We start from the raw sequence: 18,999 nt of genomic DNA on the forward strand, positions 1-18,999 counted from the left end.
GCGGCCGCCGGCGGCTCAGTTCTCCGCCAGCACCTTGCGCACGGTAAACGCACCCCGCAGATCGCCAGCGGCATAGCCGCGGGCGCGATCCTGCGGATACAACGCATCGATCTTCGCCGCGACCTCGGGCTTAAGATCGGCGCCGTGGCAGTTCAGGCACAGCTGCGCGGTCGGAATCGCCTTCATGTAGCGGAAGGTGCGCACGCCGTCTTCTTCGACGATGGCATGGGCTTCCAGCGTGTCGGCCGGCTCACCAGCCGCCTTGCGCGCATCGAACTGTTCGAGCATCGAACGCTCCCAGGCATCCGGTTCGTTGCCGGGATTGCGCACCTTGAGGCTGGTGCGCGCGACGTCGAGGCCGGACGCCGCCGAAGCCTGTGCAGCGATGCCGGGAGCCTTTTCGTTGCAGACGGCGATGCCGTTGACCGGGCCGCCGGCGGCGATCGCCTCACTCAGCGCGGTCTTCAGCTGGCCGCCGAAGGACTGCACCGCCGTACGGCTCTGGGCGACCAGCGCATCGGCCTCGTCGGCGGCAAAGGCCGGGGCGGCAATGAGGACGGCGCAGCACAGCAGGGAACGACGCAACATGGGTTCTCTCCTTGGAAGGACGCGGATGGCACGGGAATCACAGGGTCAGCGGGCGACTGCCGGGCAGTCGCTGAGCACGGCGGCATCAAGCCGGCTCATCGCCTGAAACTGACTGAGGAACACTTCACCGCTGAGATGTTCGAGCAGGCCCGACACCGCCAGGCGATCCATCACCGGCCCCTTCACTTCCGACAGGTGCAGGCGCAGGCCGCCGGTCTGCAGGCGCTCGTTGATGCGCTCCAGGCTCTCCAGCCCGCTGGCGTCGATGGTATTGACGCCGGGACACATGAGGATGACATCGGTCAGCAGCGGGCGCACCGCCACCAGCTCGCCGACCAGATCCTCCAGCCAGGCGGCATTGCAGAACACCAGACTGCCGTCGACGCGCACCGTCAGCACGCGCTCGCTCTCGATGACCTGATGGCGGCGCACGTTGCGGAAGTGTTCGGTGCCGGGCACGCGGCCGACGATGGCGAAGTGCGGCCGGCTGGCGCGCCAGAGGAAGTCGCCGACCGCGGTCAGCACGCCGGCGAGCAGGCCGGTCTCGACGCCGTAGATCAGTGTGAAGAGCGCGGTGACGGCGAGCGCGATGCCGTCGGCACGCGACACGCGCCAGATCTTGAGCGTGCCGCGTACGTCGATCAGCTTGACGATGGAGACGATGATCGTCGCCGCCAGCACCGCATGCGGTAGATCGTGGAAATACGGCGTCAGCCAGCCGAGCGTCGCCGCCACCAGCACGCCGGTGAACACACCGGCCAGCGGCGACACCGCCCCGGCGGCATAGCTCATCACCGTGCGCGACAGGCCGCCGGAGACCGGGTAGGCGCCGCTGCAGGCGGCAGCGAGGTTGGCCAGGCCGAGGCCGCGCAGCTCCTCGCTCGGATCGACGTTCTCACGCCGCCGGGCAGCGAAAGACTGGGCGACGGCGACCGATTCGATGAAGCCGATCAGCGTGATCATCAGCGCCGGCCAGAGCATCTCGCGCAGCAGCGCCGGATCGAGCGGCGGCACCGTGAACGGCGGCAGGCCGCGCGGAATGTCACCGACAACGCGCACGTCGCTCAGGCCGAAGACGCGCACAGCGACGATGCCGCCGATCACCGCCAGCACCGGCGACAGCCGCGCGAGCATGTCGGCCAGCGTCTCGCCGAGTCCGATACGGCGCAGCAGCGGCTTGAGCTTGCGCTCGGCCCACAGCAGAAACAGGATCGCCGCGATGCCGATCACCGTGGTCGCCGCATGCAGGGTGCCGAGATGCTGCCACAGGCCTTCGAGCAGCGGCGGCAGCGTCGCGCCATCGATCGGGATGCCGAAGATGTGCTTGAGCTGGCCGATGGCGATGATCAGCGCCGAGGCGCTCATCAGCCCGGAGATCACCGGGTGGCTCAGGAAATGCGCGATCGCGCCGAGACCGAGCGCCGCCATCGCCAGCGACATCAGGCCGACCATCAGGGCCAGCGTCAGTGCCACTGCAGTCGGTGGCAGGCCGCTGTGTGCGGCCAGCGGGCCGACCGCCGAGGCGGTCATCAGCGAGACGACGGCGACCGGGCCGACGGCGAGCACGCGGCTGCCACCGCACAGCGCATAGAGCAGCGGCGCCAGCAGGCCGGCGTAGAGGCCGGTATGCAGCGGCAGGTTGGCGAGCATCGCGTAGGCGAGGCTCTGCGGAATCAGCATGATGGTGACGATCACGCCGGCCAGCACGTCGGTGGCGAGATCGATGCGCCGATAATGGCGCCCCCAGCGCAGCCAGGGAAAATAGCGGGACCAGGCGATCGACACGCGGGCGCTCCTCGCGGCGGCGCTCAACCGAGCACGTTCAGCGGAATCTTCAGGTAGCGGGTACCGTTGGCCGCCGGCGGCGGCAGCTCGCCGGCCCGCATGTTGACCTGCAGCACGGCCAGCATCAGGTTCGGCAGCGTCAGCTCGGCATCGCGGCGGGTACGCTCGGCGACGAAGGATTCTTCATCGACACCGTCGTGGATATCGATATTGGCGGCACGCGACTCGCCGACGCTGCACACGGCGCTGAGCGCGCGGCCGGGCGGCGGATAGTCGTGGCACAGGTACAGGCGCGTCGCCGGCGGCAGCGCCAGCAGACGGCGCACCGAGCGGTACAGCGTGCGCGCCGAACCGCCGGGGAAATCGCAGCGCGCGGTGCCGACATCGGGCATGAAGATGATGTCGCCGACGAACACGCAGTCCTCGACGCGATAGGCCAGGCAGGCCGGCGTGTGGCCGGGCACGTGCCAGACCTCGATGCGCAGCGCGCCGAGCTCGATCACGTCGCCCTCGGCGAGCAGGCGGTCGAACTGCGAACCGTCAGTGCGGAAATCGGCTTCAGCGTCGTATAGCTGCCCGAACAAGGCCTGCACTTCACGCACATGTTCGCCGATGGCGGTGCGGCCGCCGAGCTCGCGCTTGAGGTAGGCCGCAGCGCTCATGTGGTCGGCATGGACGTGGGTATCGAGAATCCACTCGACGTGCAGCGCGTTGCGACGCACGTAGTCGATGATCGCATCCGCCGACTGCGTCGTCGTATGCGCATTGCGCGGATCGTAGTTGAGCACGGCATCGATGATCGCGCAGTGACCGTCCGCGGCAACCAGCACGTGCGAAAACGTGGCAGTGACTTCCTCGAAGAAGCTTTCGACGTGGACGGGCATGCGATCGACTCCTGCGGTCAACACCGCGTCAGTTGGGCATGCCAGTGAGTATATTCGGATATTCGAATATACTCAACAGCTATTAACTTATTCCAAAAAGTAATTAGTAACACGCCGATCAGGGAATACCGAGCAACTTGTGGGTCTGCAGACTAACCCGCCATTGCGGGTGCTCCCGGCAGTACTCGACACAGGCGGCGGTCGCGGCAAGGCGGTCGGCATCATCGAGCGGCTGCAGAAAGAAATGGCGGAAGTCGAGCCCGGCGAAGCATTCCGGCTGCGCCTGCGCCTCACGCTGCGGATAGACCAGCTTGAGTTCATCGCCACGGGTCAGCTGCAGCGGCGCACCGGCTTTCGGGCTGACGCAGATCCAGTCGAGGCCGGCGGGCGCGGGCTGCGTACCGTTGGTCTCGACAGCCACCTCGAAGCCGCGCGCGTGCAGGGCGGCAATCAGCTCGGCATCGAGCTGCAGCAGCGGCTCGCCACCGGTGCAGACGACGTAGGGACGTCCGCCGCCGCCCCACGGCCAGTGCATCGCGATCACCGCTGCCAGCTCGCGGGCACTGGCGAACTTGCCGCCGCCGTCACCGTCGACACCGACGAAATCGGTATCGCAGAAACGGCAGACCGCGCCGGCGCGATCGGCCTCGCGGCCGCTCCACAGATTGCAGCCGGCAAAACGGCAGAACACCGCCGCGCGCCCGGCCTGTGCGCCCTCGCCCTGCAGCGTGTAGAAGATCTCCTTGACCGCGTAGCTCATGATTTTCAGCCCGGCAGCGCCGGCGCCAGCCGGCCCCAACACAATGCGACACCGTTTCCGGGCGTCTCGAACAGATCGATGCGGTCGAGCATCGGCAGCGACTCGGCACACTGCGCACGAATCCAGCGCGCCAGATTCGCCGCATCAGCGCTCGGCAGGCCGTCGAGCCCGTCCAGCCGATGGTGATCGAGACGCGCGTAGACCGGCGTGAACAGACGTTTGACGTCGCCGAAGTCGACGGTCCAGCCCATCACCTCGTCGAGCGGCGCGGCAACGTGCAGGCGAATGCCGTAGCTGTGGCCGTGCAGACGGCCGCGCGGATCGTCCTCCGGCGCGGCCGGCAGGCGCAGCGCCGCCTCGAAACGCTGCTCCTTCCAGATGCGGAAATACTCGCCGTCGTACTGGCAGCCGGCACTGGCCGTCTCGAACACCGTCACCCATGACAGCTCCGGCAGCTCATCACGCAGCCGCCGCCAGATCCAGCGCGCCAGCACCTCGCTGGTTGGGCAGGCCAGCCCCGGCAGCTCGTTGAGGCAGGCGTGATCGAGCTCGGCGGCGAGCGGCGCCCAGACTTCGGCGAGGCGGTCCTGATCGACGCCCATGTCGGCCCCGCCCAGATCCTGATTGGCGTGCAGCACCACCTCGAAACCGTGGCCGTGCATGCGCCCGCACTGGTGTCCGGCCGGCACGTTCGGCAGAAAATGCGCCGCCTCGAAGCGAAACCGTCGCCAGACGTGGGCACTGCCGTCAGCGTCGAGGTCGACACCGGCATCCGGCGTCGAGCGCAGGCCGAGCGATTCGATGCCGGGCACGTCCAGCAGCCGACCGCCGATCCAGCGTGCCAGATTCTCGTCGGTCGGCACCGCGATCAGTTCGTTGAGGTAGGCGTAATCGAGCGGGGCAACCGCTGCGGCGAGGTGCGCGGCGAGGTTTTCGACACCAGCGCCGGCAAAGCCGGCCCAGTCCTCCGGCAGCCGGGCACGCACCCGCGCCGCATAGCTGTGGCCGTGCAGGCGACTGGCCGGATGCGTTGCCGGCAGCGTCGGGATACGGCAGGCCGCTTCGAACGGTGCACGGGCAACGGTGTACACACGCTCGCTCATAACCGCCCCTCGGCGCGCAGGCGCTCGATCAGCGGGTCCGGGATGCCGGCCTCGGCAAAACCGTTCGCCCGCAGCTCACAGGCCGGACAGACCCCGCAGGGCGGCTGCTGGCCGTTGTAGCAGGTGTGACTCCAGGCCAGCGCCGACAGCGCGCCGAATTCCTGGGCCATGCGCACGGTATCGGCCTTCGACTTGAACATCAGCGGGGTATGGATCGTCAGCTCGAATTCCATGCCGAGGCGCAACGCGGCCTGCAGTGCCTGAATGGTCTGCCAGCGACAGTCGGGATAGCCGGAGTAGTCGGTCTGGGCCACGCCGGTGACCAGCTCGCTGCACTGACGCTGATAGGCCAGCGCGGCAGCGAAACTGAGGAACACCAGATTGCGCCCCGGCACGAAGGTATTCGGCAGGCCGTTGGCCTGGACGCCGGGCTGTACCGCGATGTCCCCCGCAGTCAGCGCGTTGCCGCCGAGCGCGGCGAAGGTGTTGATCGGCAGCACGGTGTGCGGCACGCCGGCCATCGCGGCGATGTGCGCGGCGCATTCGAGCTCGATGCGATGGCGCTGACCGTAGTCGAAACTGACGGCCTCGACGGCCTCGGCACCGAACTGCGCAAGCGCCCAGTACAGGCAGGTCGTGGAGTCCTGGCCGCCGGAGAGGACAACGAGAGCACGGGAACGATTCGGCATGGCTGGCTCCTCGGAAAACGCGGCTAGATACGCCGATCATCCGCAGGATTCAAGCGCCTGCCCAGTCCTCCCGATGGCCGCGCGCGTCGGCGACGGGCGTACGCCAGGGCGCTGCCGGCAGCAGCACGTTCATCGCCAGCGGCAGGTGGTCGGAGTAGGTCTGATGCAGGACCTCGACACGCTCGATGGTGATCGACGGCGACACCAGGATGTGGTCGAGGGGACGACGCGGATTCCAGCTCGGAAAGGTCGGCAGCCAGTGGGCGTCCGGCAGACGCAGGCCGGTGCGCTCGCGCAGTGCACTCAGCTCCGGACTGCTGCCCTGACAGTTCAGATCGCCCATGACGATGACGTGACGGGCGTCGCCGATCAGATCGGCGACGAAATCCAGCTGCAGATGGCGGCCGCGCCGGCCGAGCGCGAGGTGCAGGATGTAGAGGTGCAGGGCATCGGCCCCTTCACCGAAGCGCAGCTGCATCAGACCGCGCCCCGGCAGCAGCCCAGGCAGACGATGCTGTGCCACCAGCGTCGGGCGAAAGCGCGTCAGCACGGCATTGGCATGCTGGCCGAGCACACCGAGGCGGCGGTTGGCTTCACCGTAGACGAAGGGAAAACCGCCGCGGCCGGCGAGATAGGCGGGCTGGTCGACGAAGCCGCTGCGCAGGCTGCCCTTGTCGACCTCCTGCAGGCCGACGATGTCAAAACCGGACAGCAGCTGGGCGATGTTGTCGAGGTTGTGCATGCGCGAGGGTACCGGCAGCACGTGTTTCCAGCTGCGTGTCAGGTACTCCGAGTACTTGCGGGTCGACAGCCCGGTCTGGATGTTGTAGCTGAGCAGCCGCAGGCGCTGATGGTCCGACGACACGCTGTACTCACTCCTTGATGCTCGCACCCGGCGGCCGCCACGAGGGGACGACCGGATGCGATGGCCTATGGCTTGGCAGCCGCCGCCTCGCGGGCGACCAGGAAGTCGATCAGTTCGACCAGCGCCTGCGGTGAGCCCGCCATGCCGATGTCACTGACGTACTTACCGGCGATGACAATCGCCGGCACGCCGGTGATGCGGTACTGCAGCACCTGCGACTTGCTCTTGCGCAGGCGGGTATCGACATCGAAGGAGTGCAGCGCTTTCAGGAACGCGTCACGATCGACACCCTGAGCCGCGACGACATCGGCCATCGCCTGCTCGTCGGTCGGGTTGCGGTGCTGCCGGTGGACCGCATCAAACAACGCCTGATGCGTCTTGTCGGTGACGCCGAGCACTTGCGTCGCGTAGTAGACACGGGCACCGAGCTCCCAGCTCGGCCCCAGCGCCGCCGGGATGCGCACGAAGTCCGCCTGCGCCGGCTTGTGCTGCAGCCACTCCTCGATCACCGGCTCCAGCCGATAGCAGTGCGGGCAGCCGTACCAGAACAGTTCGACGACCTCGACCTTGCCGGGCGGCGCCGAGGTTTCGACCGGCTTCTGCAGCACCAGATAGTGCTGGCCTTCAACGAAATCGGTGGCAGCCTGGGCAGCCAGCGCCGGCAACAGCGCCAGCACGGCCAGCAGCGCACGAATCAGCTTGAGCGGATGCATCATGAACGGGATTCCCGGGGTGATGGCACGCTCAGAGCGTGCCGTAAGAGTGCAGGCCGGACAGCCACATGTTGACACCGAGGAAGGCAAAAGCCGTCACCAGCAAACCGATGATCGACCACCACGCCATCGGCGCGCCACGCATGCCTTTGGTCAGGCGCAGGTGCAGCCAGGCGGCGTAGTTGAGCCAGACGATCAGCGCCCAGGTTTCCTTCGGGTCCCACGACCAGTAGCCGCCCCAGGCCTCGGCGGCCCACAGCGCACCAAGGATCGTCGCCAGCGTGAACGCGGCAAAACCGAGGGCGATCGCCTTGTACATCACGTCATCGAGCAGCGCGCAGGGGGGCAGCGCCGCCGCCACCGCACGCCAGCCGGCACGCTCGGCCTTGTCACGCAGCAACCAGGCGCAACCGAGCATCGCGGCAAGAGCGAACGAACCGTAGCCGATGAAGTTGGCCGGCACGTGGATCTTCATCCAGTAGCTCTGCAGCGCCGGCACCAGCGGCATGATGCGGTTGGCTTCGCGGTCGAAGGTGTACCAGAGCAGAAAGGCGATCGCCGCGGAAATCACCAGCAGCACGAAGGCCCCCATCTTGCGCGTACCGGTGCGGCGCTCGTGGTAGAGGTAGAGCAGCGCGGTCACCACCGCGAACAGGATGAACACCTCGTAGAGATTGCTGACCGGGATGTGGCCGATGTCGGTGCCCATCAGGTAAGACTCGCGCCAGCGCACCATCAGCCCGGTGATGCCGATCGTCGAGGCCGACCAGGTCAACGCCGAGGCCACGCGGCCGACGAAGGCCGACTGCGATACCGAATGCGCGATGTAGGTCAGCGTCGCCAGCACGAACAGCGCGCTCATCCACATGAAGGCTTCCTGACTGCCGAGCAGGTACTTGAGGAAGAAGTCGCGCTCCTGCGCGCCGAGGTCATTGCCATAGCGCCACAGCGCGAACAGCGACAAGCCGGCGACGGTCAGCGACAGGCCGCGCGCCGGCGGCCACTGCAGACCCCAGGCGATCAGCCCGAGCGCGCAGCCGGCGAGGATCGCCACTTCATACTCGTCCATGTACGCGCTGTAGCTCGCATACGCCCACAGCGAGCCGGCTACGACGAGCGCCGCCCACAACCAGTCGCGAAGGGTCAGGCGTTGCCAGAAACCTGGCGCCGCCAGATCGTCCAGCATGTGTTCGCGTGTCACCGCCATCGCGGATACCTCCGGTTCAGCAGGAAAAGACTCAGCGCTCGGGCGCTGCGGATTCCGCCAGTGGCGGGCCGAAACGGCGCGCGGCGGTACGGACAATTTCATCGAATTCTTTGGCGAAGGCGTCCTGATGGCGATTGCCGCTGCCGGCCAGGATCAGCTGCGTGCCAGCACCGTCGGCGGCGATCCACGCCCAGACGCGACGGTGCGAGGTATAGAACATCACGAACACGCCGAGCGTCAGCAGGGCGAAGCCGAGATAGACGATATTCTGGCCGCCGGCTTTCGTGATCTGCAAGCCAGAGGCTTGAAGCTGCTCGAAATTCGTCAGCTGCAGCCAGAACGGCGCACGGTAGCTGCCGAGCGCCGACAACGCATTCAGCGCATCGTTGAAGAAAGTCTCGTCGGCATCGGCGACGCCGTCTTCGGGCTTCAGCCCTTCCTCGCGCAGCACCTGGATGTAGACCTCGCCGAGGCTGCGGCGCAGCAGTTCGAGGAAGAAGCGCGAGGCTTCCTCAGCCTTGTCCGCCGGCACGCGGGCGCGCGTCTGCGCCACGATGGCATCGATCCCCTGGCGCAGGAACAGATCGACCAGACGCTCGCGCACCGTCGCCAGCTCTTCGGCATTGAGGCCGGGAGCGCTTTCGCCGGCGGCGGTGAACAGGGCATGCAGACGCGGCTGGTCATGCAGCAGCGCGACGAAGCGCAGGAAACGATCGGGCGAGAGCTTGGCGTCGGCCGGGATGTGCAGATAGCTGAACTCCTCGGCCGGCGAGCCGCGCACACCGGAGAGGAAGAAGCTGCGCCCGTCGAGGCGCATCGGCACCATGAAGTTCTGATACTCCTCGGCCTGACCGGTGGCATCACGCAGCCGGTAGGTGAAATTCGGCCCGAAGTTGCGCACCTTGCGCCCCGCCTCGCCATGCGCCTGCGGATCGTTCTGTTCGGATGCCGGCACCGGCAGGATGTTGTACAGGCGGAAGTCATCGAGTTCGAGCGTCAGCGGCCCCTGCGGGGTCTTCAGCGGGATCTTCTCGCCGACACGCCCCTGCAGCTGCGGCGCTTCGCCCTGCTGGCCGAGCAGCGGCTGCGCGCGCATCGTCAGCAGCGAGCCGCCGTCGCCGAAATCCGACTGGTAGATGGCATAGCCGCGGTACACCAGCGGATGGTTGACGCGGATCGTCGCCGGCAGCGGCTGCTGCAGATGATCCTCGTCGTGGATCAGCACGTCACTCTCGAAGGACTTCGGCTGGCCGGTCGGATAGAACTCGACGTTGAACTTCTTCAGCTCGATCGCGAACGGCAGTTCCTGAATGAAGAAGCCGTCGCGCAGGCGCAGGAACAGGAAATTCGTCGTCGTGCCTTCCGGCAGGCGCACATTGCCGCGGAAGGAGAAATTGTCGCTCGGCTGAAGCCGGCTGCTGTCCGGTACGTCGCGTGCCGGTACGTCGCGGGTTTCCAGACGGATCTCCCCGCGCCACTCACGCCACTTCAGCGGCAGGTTGCCGTCGAGCAGTCCGCCGATGCAGATGATGACGATCGCCAGATGGGCGAACAGATAGCCGCAGCGGTTCAGCCCGCCCTTCAGCCCCGCCAGCACGCGGTGGTCGCTGTGCTCCTTGAGACGGACCCGGTAACCGCGGGCGCCCAGCAGTTCGGAGACCGACTGCTGCACCTGCGCCGCCGTTTGCTCCGGCAACGCCCATTCGGCATGACTGTGAAACGCCCGCAGTGACTTCGCCTGCACCGTCGTACGGAAGTGGTTGATCTCCGCCAGCATGCCCGGCACGTGCCGCCACAGACAGACGCTGGTCGACAGCACCAGAAAGCCGAGGATGCAGAGAAACCACGGCGCGTCGTAGACGTCATACAACCCCAGCTTGCGGAACACATCGAACCAGAACGGCCCGAACTTGATGATGTAGTCCTGATAGGGCTGGTTCTGCTTGAGCACCGTCCCGATCACCGACGCAATCGCAACGACCACCAACAGCATGATCGCGAAATTCATCGAGCCGAGAAATTCGAACAGCTGGCTGCTGAGACGGCGGGGCGGGCGGGCGGGGGCGTCGGATCTCACGGAAACGCTCATATCGGGAGGCGTGGTGACCGGCGGTAGACACGGCCCCTCACGCAAGGTTCCACGACGGCGCGCGGATCGCGAGGCGGCACGGCGCCGGGACAAAATAAAGGGTGGCCACCGGGCCACCCTTGGCAATACATCAAGACGTACGGGCCGCAGGCCCGGCGCCGCTTACTGCAGACCCTGCACGTACGAGGCGACGGCCTTGATCTCGGCGTCGGACATCTTCGCCGCGACATTGCGCATCATCATGCCTGGATCGTTGGTACGCGATACCGAGCGGAACGTCATCAGCTGCAGCTCGACGTACTTGGCATGCTGACCGGCCAGCGCCGGGAACTTGGCACCCTCGTTACCCTTGCCGGTAACGCCGTGGCAGGCCATGCAGGCTGCAACGCCGGTTTCCAGGTTGCCGCCACGGAACACCGCCTGGCCGGCATTGGCCAGTGCCGGGTCGGTCTCACCCTTGCTCATCTGCTGGCTGGAGAAGTAGGCGGCCAGGTCCTGCATGTCCTGATCGGACAGCGGAGCGACCATGCCCGACATCGTCGCGTTGACACGCGCACCCGACTTGAAATCTGTGAGCTGCTTGTACAGGTAGCCGGCATTCTGCCCCGCGAGTTTCGGGAAGTCGGGGCTTACGCTGTTGCCATCGGCACTGTGACAGGCTGCGCACATCGCAGACTTCGCCTGGCCGGCCGCGGCATCGCCGGCAGCCCAAGCCAGCGAAGCGGAGCCGATGAGGGCGCTCGTCGCGGCGATCAAAAACAGCTTATTCATGTGGGACGACTCCTGTACCATGCTGGATTCGGCTTTTTGACCCTGGCGGCTGCAGCTTGGGCAAACTCTGCGCCGAGACGCTCTTTGGCGCACCGTCGACCGGCAATGTCGGTGGCAAAAAACAGCCGCGTTATATACCAGCTTCGCCCCTTCCCTTCAATCAGATTCCCGCGTTGAGACCGTGGTTTCCGCCAGCTCGACAAGGCAGGTTCGCGCCATGACAGACCGCTACCGGATGACCCGTTTTCTGAGCAGCGCCAACGAGCTGTCTCAGCTGCCGACGGACACCGGCCGTGAGATCGCGCTCGCCGGCCGCTCCAATGCCGGCAAGTCCAGTGCCCTGAACACCCTGACCGGCCAGAGCCGCCTGGCCCGCGTCAGCAAGACCCCCGGACGCACGCAGCTGATCAACCTGTTCACCGTCGATGAAAGCCATTGTCTCGTCGACCTGCCGGGTTACGGCTATGCACAGGTGCCGGAGGCGATCAAACGCCACTGGCAGAACGTGCTCGCCCGCTACCTCGAAACCCGCCAGGCCCTGGTCGGCCTGCTGCTGATGATGGACATCCGCCACCCCTTCAATCCGCTCGATCGGCAGATGCTCGAATGGACCCGCCATCGTGGTCTCGACACCCACGTGCTGCTGACCAAGTGCGACAAGCTCTCCCGTGGTCCGGCGCTGGCGACCCTGGCGGCGGTGCGGCGCGAGCTGGCGGCGGCTTTCCCCAATGCCAGCGCGCAGCTGTTTTCCTCGCTCGACCGCACCGGCCTGGCTGAAGCCCAGGCCCGTCTCGACGCCTGGTTCGGTTTCAGCGCCACACCACCGCATGCCTGAACGACCGCGCCTGCCGCGATAGCGCCGGGAGCAGGCGGATCATCCGCGCGCCGGCGCCCTTCCCTGCCCGCTCAGTCGACGGGGGTGTCGAGGTGCGGGTCGAGGGCCTGCTCCAGCAGGGCAGCGATACGCTGCAGGAACAGTGTGCCGAGACCCGGCCCGAAGCGCTGCACATCGCGCGCGCCGACCGCCAGCACGCCTTCCCACAGGCCGCCGTGCAACGGTACCAGCGCCGCCGAGGCCACGCCGGCATCGGCGAACAGCGCCTGCGCCAGCTCGGCTTCGAGCGGCCCGCACAGCGGCTTGGCCGCTTCCAGCAGGCCGCGCAGCGGGTCGAGATCGAGCGCGGAAACGAACACCCCGGGCACGGCACAGGTGCCAAGCGGCCGCGCCGCCAGACGCAGACTCACGGCATCGGCTTCGAACTCGTCGCGCAGGATGCGCGCGATGGCGAGCAGCAGCTCGTCGAGTTCACGGGTTTCGATCAGCGTCAGCGCCAGCTGGTGCATGCGTGACGACAGGCGATCGTTGGCGCGGGCGACGTCGATCAACTCGTGCAGACGCTGAAGCAGGGACAAATTGCGGCTGCGCAGCTGTGCCAGCTGACGCTCGATCAGCGAGGTCACACCCGCGCCGACCGCATGCGGAATCCGCAGCGACTCCAGCAGTTCGAGGTGGCGCAGAAAGAAGTCGGGATGTGCCGCCAGGTAGTCGGCGACCTGCGCCTCGTAAGCCGGATCGGCCGGCTGTGGTGAAACGGCGCTCATAGGACGATGCTCCCCTCGAAGACCCGCGTCGCCGGGCCGGTCATGAGGACCGGCGAAGCTTCACCGGCCCAGTCGATGCGCAGCGTGCCACCCGGCAGCTCGACCCGGACCTGCGCATCGAGCCAGCCCTGCAGCCGGCCAGCGACCACCGCCGCACAGGCACCGGTGCCGCAGGCGAGCGTTTCACCGGCGCCGCGCTCGAACACGCGCAGGCGGATGTGATCGCGCGCCAGCACCTGCATGAAGCCGACGTTGACCCGTGCCGGAAAGCGCGGATGGTGTTCGAGCGCCGGCCCCAGCGTGGCCACCGGTGCGGTGTCGACCGCGTCGACCCGCAGCACGCAGTGCGGATTGCCCATCGATACCGCGCCGATGCGGTAGTCGACGCCGTCGTGTTCGAGCGTGTAGGCCGCGGCCCGCTGCGGCGCGAGAAACGGGATCAGCGCCGGTTCGAGCTGCGGCACGCCCATGTCGACGCAGACATCACCGTCGTCACCGACGTGCAGCACGATGACACCGCCGGCGGTCTCGACGCGGATTGCCGACTTATCGGTCAGCCCCTGATCGCGCACGAAGCGGGCGAAGCAGCGTGCACCGTTGCCGCATTGTTCGACCTCGCCGCCGTCGGCGTTGAAGATGCGGTAGCGGAAATCCGTGTCGGCACTGCGCGCCGGCTCGACCAGCAGCAGCTGATCGCAGCCGACGCCGAAATGGCGATCCGCCAGCCGGCGCACGCACTCGGCATCGAGCTGGACATCCTGGCGCACGCCATCGATGACGACGAAGTCGTTGCCGAGGCCATGCATCTTGGTAAAGCGCAGCATTGATTTCATCGGCGCAGTTTAGCCATCTGCGCAGGTGACGGCATGATCATCGGCAAGCGGCAGCACGACGCGGAAACTCGCGCCCTGCCCTGCGCGGCTGGACAGATCGATACGCCCGCCGTGGCGCTCGACGATCTTCAGGCTGATCGGCAGGCCGAGGCCGGTGCCCTTGGGTTTGCCGGCCTGCTGGCTGGAGACCTGATGGAATTTCTCGAACACCGCACGCTGCTGCTCGGCCGGGATGCCGGGGCCGTTGTCGTCGACCTCGATATGCGCCGTCGTCGCATCCCCCCACAGCCGCAGCCGCACCCGGCCGTCGTGGTCGGGGCAGAACTTCACGGCGTTCGACAGCAGGTTGATGACCACCTGCGTCAGCCGGTCACTGTCGCCGGTCACCCGCAGCAGCGGCTCGGCCACCTCCAGCTCCAGGCGCACGCCCTTGTCGCGGAACAGCTGGCTGGTCGAGTTGGCGGCATCGCGCAGCAGCGTGTTCAGCTCGACACACTCGCTGCGCCAGTCGACGCGGCCGGCCTCGATCTTGGCCATGTCGAGCACCTGATTGATCAGCCGCGTCAGCCGCTCGCTTTCCTTGACGATGATGCCGAGGAATTCGCCGCGCTGCGCCGGCTCCATCTCCGGCGCCGACTGCAGGATCTCGGCGAAGGCGCGGATCGAGGTCAGCGGCGTGCGCAGCTCGTGGGTGACCGTCGACATGAACTCGTCCTTCAGCCGGTCGAGCTCCTGCAGGCGGGCATTGGCCTCGCGCAGCTCGCGCGTCGCCGCCTCCAGCTCGCGCGACTGCACCTCCAGCCGGCGGCTGTACTCGATCGCCTGCGAGGTCTCGTCGAGGATCGTCATCACCTCATCGAGCGACAGCGCCTCGCCCTTGACCACCGAAGACACCATCACCCGCGCCGAGGCCGCCCCGATCGCGCCGGCCAGCTGCTGCTCGGCAAAGTGCATCAGCGCACCGTCGGCCCGCGGCTGGCGCTGCCAGTCGAGGCCATGCGCCGTGGCGTAGCCGGCGAAGGCCGCCGCGGTGCGCGCCGGGCCGAGGAAGCGCGCCACCAGCGCCTGCAGCTCGCCGACATCGGCACTGCCGCGCCACAGCAGCCGCGCCTCGCGCCCGGCGTCGCTGGTCAGCGCCTCGGCGAAGGCGCGCGCCTGCACCCGCTCGACGGCATCCGGCCGGCTCAGCAGCGAGCCGAGCACCAGGCCGCCGACGTTGGCGATCCAGCTCCACACCAGCGCATGGGCGTAAACGTCGAGCCCGCCGAGGCCGAACAGCTGATATGGCCGCAGCAGCTCGATGCCGAACGGCCCGGCATCGATGAAGCTCGCCGGCAGCCAGCCGGAACGGGCGAACGACGGCAGCAGCAGCGTGTAGGCCCACACCGCAAAGCCGCCGGCGAGTGCGCAGAAGGCGCCACGGCGCGTCGCCCCCGGCCAGTACAGGGCAGCGAGGATCACCGGCGCGAACTGCGCGCAGGCAGCGAATGAAATCAGGCCGATCGACACCAGCGCGTAGGACTCGCCGATCAGGCGAAAGTACAGGTAGCCGAGCAGGATCATGCCGGCGATCGCCACCCGGCGGATCGCCAGCAGCCAGCCGCTGAGGTCGCGCTCGACCAGACGCAGCGCACGCACGCGCAGCAGCAGCGGCATCACCAGGTCGTTGCAGACCATCGTCGCCAGCGCCACGGTCTCGACGATGACCATGCTGGTCGCCGCCGACAGCCCGCCGATGAACACCACCAGCGCCAGCCACGGCAGCTGGCCGCGGATCGGCAGATCGAGCACGTAGAAGTCCGGGTCGAGGCCGGGGAACAGCAGCAGGCCGGCGAAGGCCACCGGCAGCACGAACAGATTGATCGCCCACAGATACAGCGGCACTCCCCAGCAGGCGGTGCGCAGATGGGCTTCGTCGACGTTCTCGACCACCAGCACCTGGAACTGGCGCGGCAGGAACAGGAACGCGCAGGCCGACAGCAGCGCCAGCGCCAGCCAGCCAGCATGGCCGCCGGCGACCGCCTCGAAGCGCATCAGCCGCGCCAGCTCCGGCAGCGCCGCGGCCTGCGCGAACAAATCGCCGGGGCCGGCGAACAGCCCCCAGGTGACGAACACACCGAGTGCGATGAAGGCGGCCAGCTTGACCACCGACTCGAAGGCCACCGCCGCCACCAGCCCTTCGTGGCGCTCGGTGGTGTCGATGTGGCGGGTGCCGAAGAGGATGGCGAAGGCGATCAGCGCCAGCGCCGCCCAGAAGCTGGTATCGGTCCAGAATGGCCCGCTGGCGGCAACATCGGCAGCGAGCACCTGCGGGTAGGCGCGCAGCACGGCGAAGCTGGTCGCCACCGCCTTAAGCTGGATCGAGATGTAGGGCATGATGCCGAGCACCGCCATCACCGTGACCAGGCCGGCGAGCAGATGGCTCTTGCCGTAGCGCGCACCGATGAAATCGGCGATCGAGGTGATGCGCTGGCGGCGCGAGATGCGCACGATGCGCCGCAGCAGCTGCCAGCCGAGGATCAGCACCAGCGTCGGCCCCAGATACACCGGCAGAAAGCCGATGCCACCGTGCGCCGCGCGCCCGGCGCTGCCATAGAAGGTCCACGCCGTGCAGTAGACACCGATCGACAGCGTGTAGGTCCACGGGCTGGCCAGCAGCGAGCGGCCCTGCTCGGCGCGGCGGTCGCCATACCAGGCGATCGCGAACAGCACGCCGATGTAGCCGAGCGCCGCGCCGAGGATCAGGCCGTCGGAGAACATGCGCTCAATCCCCGTCTCCGGCGCGGCGCATCCACGCCCGCACCAGCCCGATGATCAGCAGCCAGGCGACGAAGACGTAGACGTAGAGCAGTGGCATGCCGGCGATGCGCTGCTCGCGGTCGAACAGCGCCAGTCCCGGCCATACCAGCAGCAGCACGGCGGCGACGGCGAGCCAGACGATCCAGGCGCTGCGCGGGCTGTCCATCGTCGCGTCCTAGAACTTCGCCTGCTGCTTGCGCACGGCGGTCATTTTTTCGGACAGCTCCAGTGCCTGGCCGAGCGTGGTGATGCCCTGGGCTTCGAGCAGCTCGATCAGGCGCACGAACACCTGCGCGGTGACCAGCGTGTCGCCGAGCGCGGTATGACGGTTGTGCACGTCGACGCCGAGGCGCTCGGCAATCGCATCGAGCGTGTGGTCGTCGGTGTAGTCGTGGATCGCGCCGCTCAGCAGCAGCGTGTCGAGCACCGGATGGGCGCGGAAGGACACCCGCGCCACCGCCTCTTTCAGTTCGAGGAACTTCATGTCGAAGGCGGCGTTGTGCGCCACCAGCACGGTGTCGTCGGCGCCGACGAAGGTCGCGAACTGCATCAGCACGTCGGCCGCGCCCGGCTTGTCGCGCACCATCGCGTCGGTGATGCCGTGGAATTTGATCGAGGCCTTGGGGATCGGCTTGCCGGGGTTGATCAGCCGGTCGAAGGTTTCACCCTCGCGGATCTTGCCCTGGCAGATGCGCACACCGGCGATCTGGATCATCTCGTCACCACGCGAGGGCGACAGGCCGGTGGTTTCGGTATCGAAGACCACGTAATCGAGGGATTTCAGCGCCCGCTCGCCGAGCGCGCCGAGCTCGGCCGGCCGCCGCCCCAGCTCGAAGTCGTAGAACTCCGGACGCTCCGGCAGCGCTGTCGCCTGCAGCCACTGCCGACTCGATGCCGGCAGCGGAATGCGCAGCAGCGCATAGCCGGTGCGACGATGCGGCTGGCTCCACAGATCGGAATGATGGCGGCGCAGGATCTCGCCGACGGTCGCCGCACCGGCGACGTTCTGCAGCGGCGCCCGCGCCCAGGCCTCGATGGTCGCCGCCGGCAGCGGCCGCCCCGGCCAGACGATGTCGATGTAGACCTGACGGTTGCCGAGCAGGCACTCGATCTCGATTTCGGCCTCGGGCTGCACGCGGTGCAGCTCGCCGAGCACGAATTCCACCAGCTGCATCACGCTCTGGCCGTCGCAGTGCAGCCACAGCGGCTCACCGCTCAGCGTCACCCGTGGCGCATCTGCCTGCCGCTCCAGGCGCGCCAGTACGGCGCCGAGGATGTCGGCGCTGAACACGTCGGCGGTCGGCCATTGCGCGGCGAACAGCGCACGCACGTGGTGGGCAAGGAATTCGACGCGTTCGGCCAGCGCCGCGCTCTCATCGAAGATCACGCCCTCGAAGGCCTTGCGCTGCGCCGGCTCCATGTCGCCGAACAGCGACAGGCTCTCGGCGGCGAAACGCAGCGAGGCGATCTGCCGGCGCAGGTCCTCGACCAGCCCCTTGAAGCCGCTCGGGCCGAGCGTGCCGGGCGCAACCTGATGGGTGATGTCGCGCACGGTGACGACGAAGCCGGCGCGGCCCGGCGCCAGCCCCGGCAGCAGGCTGATGCGGCACTGGAACAGCCGCGACTCGTCGGCGGCGGCACAGATGAATTCGGCATCGGTCGCCGGCACGCTGCCCTCGCCCGCCTGGCTCTGGCGAAAACTCAGCCAGTCCAGCGTGTGCTCGATCGGCGCCCGCGTCAGCAGGCCGTAGATCGAACGGCCGAGACCGAGCGCCTCGGGCTGCGGCATCAGCTTGAGCAGCGCCGGGTTGTAGAGCAGCACGCGCGCCTCGGCGTCGCACACCAGCACGCCCTCGCTGAGCTCGCGCAGGACGATTTCCAGCCGCGACTTCTGCAGCTCGATCTCGCGGGTGCCGGTCGCGGTCGCCGCGGCGACCTCCTTGCGCGCCTTGTGCAGGCTGGCGCCGAGCTCCTGCACGATCGCCGGCACTTCGCCGAGCAGATGGTTGTTCGGCATCTCCAGCGTATGCGCCGGATTGCTGCGGCTGATGATGCGTGCACCGTGCAGCAGCGCCTTCAGCGGGCGCACGAACGCGGTATCGATGAAGGCCCAGACCACCGCGTAGGCCAGACCGGCGAGGATGCCGCCGGCGAAATAGAAGGCGCGGACGTTTTCCTGGATGTAAGGATCGACGACGATCTCAGGCAGCTTCCATAACGAGATCGCCGCGAAAATCGCCGTAAAAGCCAGCGGCGCCAGCAGCAGCGCCCAGAACTTGGTGCGAACGGACATGCCGGGACTCCCCCTGGC

The 18,999-nt window shown here is 67.6% G+C and carries 17 protein-coding genes; 1 reads left to right on the plus strand and 16 read right to left on the minus strand.

The genetic code is table 11. The features are described from left to right. Positions 1-15 precede the first annotated feature (15 nt). The 11 genes from C7443_RS04835 to C7443_RS04885 all read right to left on the minus strand — a co-directional run bounded on the left by C7443_RS04835 (position 16) and on the right by C7443_RS04885 (position 11,454). The gene (locus C7443_RS04835) at positions 16-588 is read right to left on the minus strand and encodes a Tll0287-like domain-containing protein (protein WP_110017420.1); all 573 of its coding nucleotides are present in this window, start codon (positions 586-588) and stop codon (positions 16-18) included. A 45-nt stretch (positions 589-633) separates the two neighbouring features. Next, positions 634-2,373, minus strand: a complete 1,740-nt coding sequence (locus C7443_RS04840; RefSeq protein WP_110017421.1) for a SulP family inorganic anion transporter — start codon at positions 2,371-2,373, stop codon at positions 634-636. A gap of 23 nt (positions 2,374-2,396) precedes the next feature. Then, positions 2,397-3,257, minus strand: coding sequence for an MBL fold metallo-hydrolase (locus C7443_RS04845; protein WP_110017422.1), 861 nt, complete (start codon positions 3,255-3,257; stop codon positions 2,397-2,399). A gap of 118 nt (positions 3,258-3,375) precedes the next feature. Next, the gene (gene queE / locus C7443_RS04850; protein WP_110017591.1) at positions 3,376-4,017 is read right to left on the minus strand and encodes a 7-carboxy-7-deazaguanine synthase; all 642 of its coding nucleotides are present in this window, start codon (positions 4,015-4,017) and stop codon (positions 3,376-3,378) included. Positions 4,018-4,022: 5 nt separating this feature from the next. After that, positions 4,023-5,120: a 6-carboxytetrahydropterin synthase gene (locus tag C7443_RS04855; RefSeq protein WP_110017423.1), complete on the minus strand. Its 1,098-nt coding sequence runs from the start codon at positions 5,118-5,120 to the stop codon at positions 4,023-4,025. Further along, positions 5,117-5,809: a 7-cyano-7-deazaguanine synthase QueC gene (queC, locus tag C7443_RS04860; RefSeq protein WP_110017424.1), complete on the minus strand. Its 693-nt coding sequence runs from the start codon at positions 5,807-5,809 to the stop codon at positions 5,117-5,119. Before queC ends, C7443_RS04855 begins: the two co-directional genes overlap by 4 nt. A 49-nt stretch (positions 5,810-5,858) precedes the next feature. Then, positions 5,859-6,674 (minus strand): endonuclease/exonuclease/phosphatase family protein, encoded by an 816-nt coding sequence (locus C7443_RS04865; protein ID WP_246004551.1) that lies wholly within the window; start codon positions 6,672-6,674, stop codon positions 5,859-5,861. A gap of 65 nt (positions 6,675-6,739) precedes the next feature. Continuing rightward, positions 6,740-7,390, minus strand: coding sequence for a thiol:disulfide interchange protein DsbA/DsbL (locus C7443_RS04870; protein ID WP_110017426.1), 651 nt, complete (start codon positions 7,388-7,390; stop codon positions 6,740-6,742). A gap of 28 nt (positions 7,391-7,418) precedes the next feature. After that, entirely contained in the window at positions 7,419-8,594 is a 1,176-nt protein-coding gene (gene ccsB, locus C7443_RS04875) for a c-type cytochrome biogenesis protein CcsB (protein ID WP_110017427.1), read from the minus strand. Positions 8,595-8,625: 31 nt separating this feature from the next. Beyond that, a complete protein-coding gene (locus tag C7443_RS04880) occupies positions 8,626-10,671 on the minus strand; it encodes a cytochrome c biogenesis protein ResB (protein WP_246004552.1) in 2,046 nt (681 codons plus the stop codon). 174 nt (positions 10,672-10,845) lie between these two features. Continuing rightward, positions 10,846-11,454 carry a c-type cytochrome gene (locus C7443_RS04885; protein ID WP_110017429.1) on the minus strand — a complete coding sequence of 203 codons (609 nt, stop codon included), beginning with the start codon at positions 11,452-11,454 and terminating at the stop codon, positions 10,846-10,848. Between the two features lie 217 nt (positions 11,455-11,671). Between C7443_RS04885 and yihA the strand changes: the two genes are divergently transcribed. Continuing rightward, a complete protein-coding gene (yihA, locus tag C7443_RS04890; RefSeq protein ID WP_110017430.1) occupies positions 11,672-12,289 on the plus strand; it encodes a ribosome biogenesis GTP-binding protein YihA/YsxC in 618 nt (205 codons plus the stop codon). Positions 12,290-12,360: 71 nt separating this feature from the next. Here the strand turns inward: yihA and C7443_RS04895 are convergent, their stop codons facing one another. Genes C7443_RS04895 through C7443_RS04910 form a run of 5 tightly spaced genes read right to left on the minus strand, consistent with a single transcriptional unit; the run spans position 12,361 to position 18,981 of the window. Then, positions 12,361-13,056 (minus strand): DUF484 family protein, encoded by a 696-nt coding sequence (locus C7443_RS04895; protein WP_110017431.1) that lies wholly within the window; start codon positions 13,054-13,056, stop codon positions 12,361-12,363. After that, positions 13,053-13,880 (minus strand): diaminopimelate epimerase, encoded by an 828-nt coding sequence (gene dapF / locus C7443_RS20355; RefSeq protein WP_246004553.1) that lies wholly within the window; start codon positions 13,878-13,880, stop codon positions 13,053-13,055. Before dapF ends, C7443_RS04895 begins: the two co-directional genes overlap by 4 nt. Before the next feature lie 18 nt (positions 13,881-13,898). Then, positions 13,899-16,649, minus strand: a complete 2,751-nt coding sequence (locus C7443_RS04900; protein WP_246004554.1) for a sensor histidine kinase — start codon at positions 16,647-16,649, stop codon at positions 13,899-13,901. 4 nt (positions 16,650-16,653) lie between these two features. Next, the gene (locus C7443_RS04905) at positions 16,654-16,854 is read right to left on the minus strand and encodes a hypothetical protein (protein ID WP_110017432.1); all 201 of its coding nucleotides are present in this window, start codon (positions 16,852-16,854) and stop codon (positions 16,654-16,656) included. Between the two features lie 9 nt (positions 16,855-16,863). Continuing rightward, the gene (locus tag C7443_RS04910; protein ID WP_110017433.1) at positions 16,864-18,981 is read right to left on the minus strand and encodes a 3'-5' exonuclease; all 2,118 of its coding nucleotides are present in this window, start codon (positions 18,979-18,981) and stop codon (positions 16,864-16,866) included. Between the last annotated feature and the right edge of the window lie 18 nt (positions 18,982-18,999).

The sequence above is a fragment of the Plasticicumulans acidivorans genome (genome assembly GCF_003182095.1).
In the GTDB taxonomy this organism is placed as follows: Bacteria; Pseudomonadota; Gammaproteobacteria; order Competibacterales; family Competibacteraceae; genus Plasticicumulans; species Plasticicumulans acidivorans.

Coding starts and splice junctions, on each gene's coding strand:
- C7443_RS04885 (WP_110017429.1), bottom strand. CDS start 11,454: ATGAATAAGCTGTTTTTGATCGCCGCGACGAGCGCCCTCATCGGCTCC.
- C7443_RS04870 (WP_110017426.1), bottom strand. CDS start 7,390: ATGATGCATCCGCTCAAGCTGATTCGTGCGCTGCTGGCCGTGCTGGCG.
- C7443_RS04900 (WP_246004554.1), bottom strand. CDS start 16,649: ATGTTCTCCGACGGCCTGATCCTCGGCGCGGCGCTCGGCTACATCGGC.
- queE (WP_110017591.1), bottom strand. CDS start 4,017: ATGAGCTACGCGGTCAAGGAGATCTTCTACACGCTGCAGGGCGAGGGC.
- C7443_RS04905 (WP_110017432.1), bottom strand. CDS start 16,854: ATGGACAGCCCGCGCAGCGCCTGGATCGTCTGGCTCGCCGTCGCCGCC.
- C7443_RS04895 (WP_110017431.1), bottom strand. CDS start 13,056: ATGAGCGCCGTTTCACCACAGCCGGCCGATCCGGCTTACGAGGCGCAG.
- dapF (WP_246004553.1), bottom strand. CDS start 13,880: ATGCTGCGCTTTACCAAGATGCATGGCCTCGGCAACGACTTCGTCGTC.
- ccsB (WP_110017427.1), bottom strand. CDS start 8,594: ATGGCGGTGACACGCGAACACATGCTGGACGATCTGGCGGCGCCAGGT.
- C7443_RS04855 (WP_110017423.1), bottom strand. CDS start 5,120: ATGAGCGAGCGTGTGTACACCGTTGCCCGTGCACCGTTCGAAGCGGCC.
- C7443_RS04845 (WP_110017422.1), bottom strand. CDS start 3,257: ATGCCCGTCCACGTCGAAAGCTTCTTCGAGGAAGTCACTGCCACGTTT.
- C7443_RS04835 (WP_110017420.1), bottom strand. CDS start 588: ATGTTGCGTCGTTCCCTGCTGTGCTGCGCCGTCCTCATTGCCGCCCCG.
- C7443_RS04910 (WP_110017433.1), bottom strand. CDS start 18,981: ATGTCCGTTCGCACCAAGTTCTGGGCGCTGCTGCTGGCGCCGCTGGCT.
- queC (WP_110017424.1), bottom strand. CDS start 5,809: ATGCCGAATCGTTCCCGTGCTCTCGTTGTCCTCTCCGGCGGCCAGGAC.
- yihA (WP_110017430.1), top strand. CDS start 11,672: ATGACAGACCGCTACCGGATGACCCGTTTTCTGAGCAGCGCCAACGAG.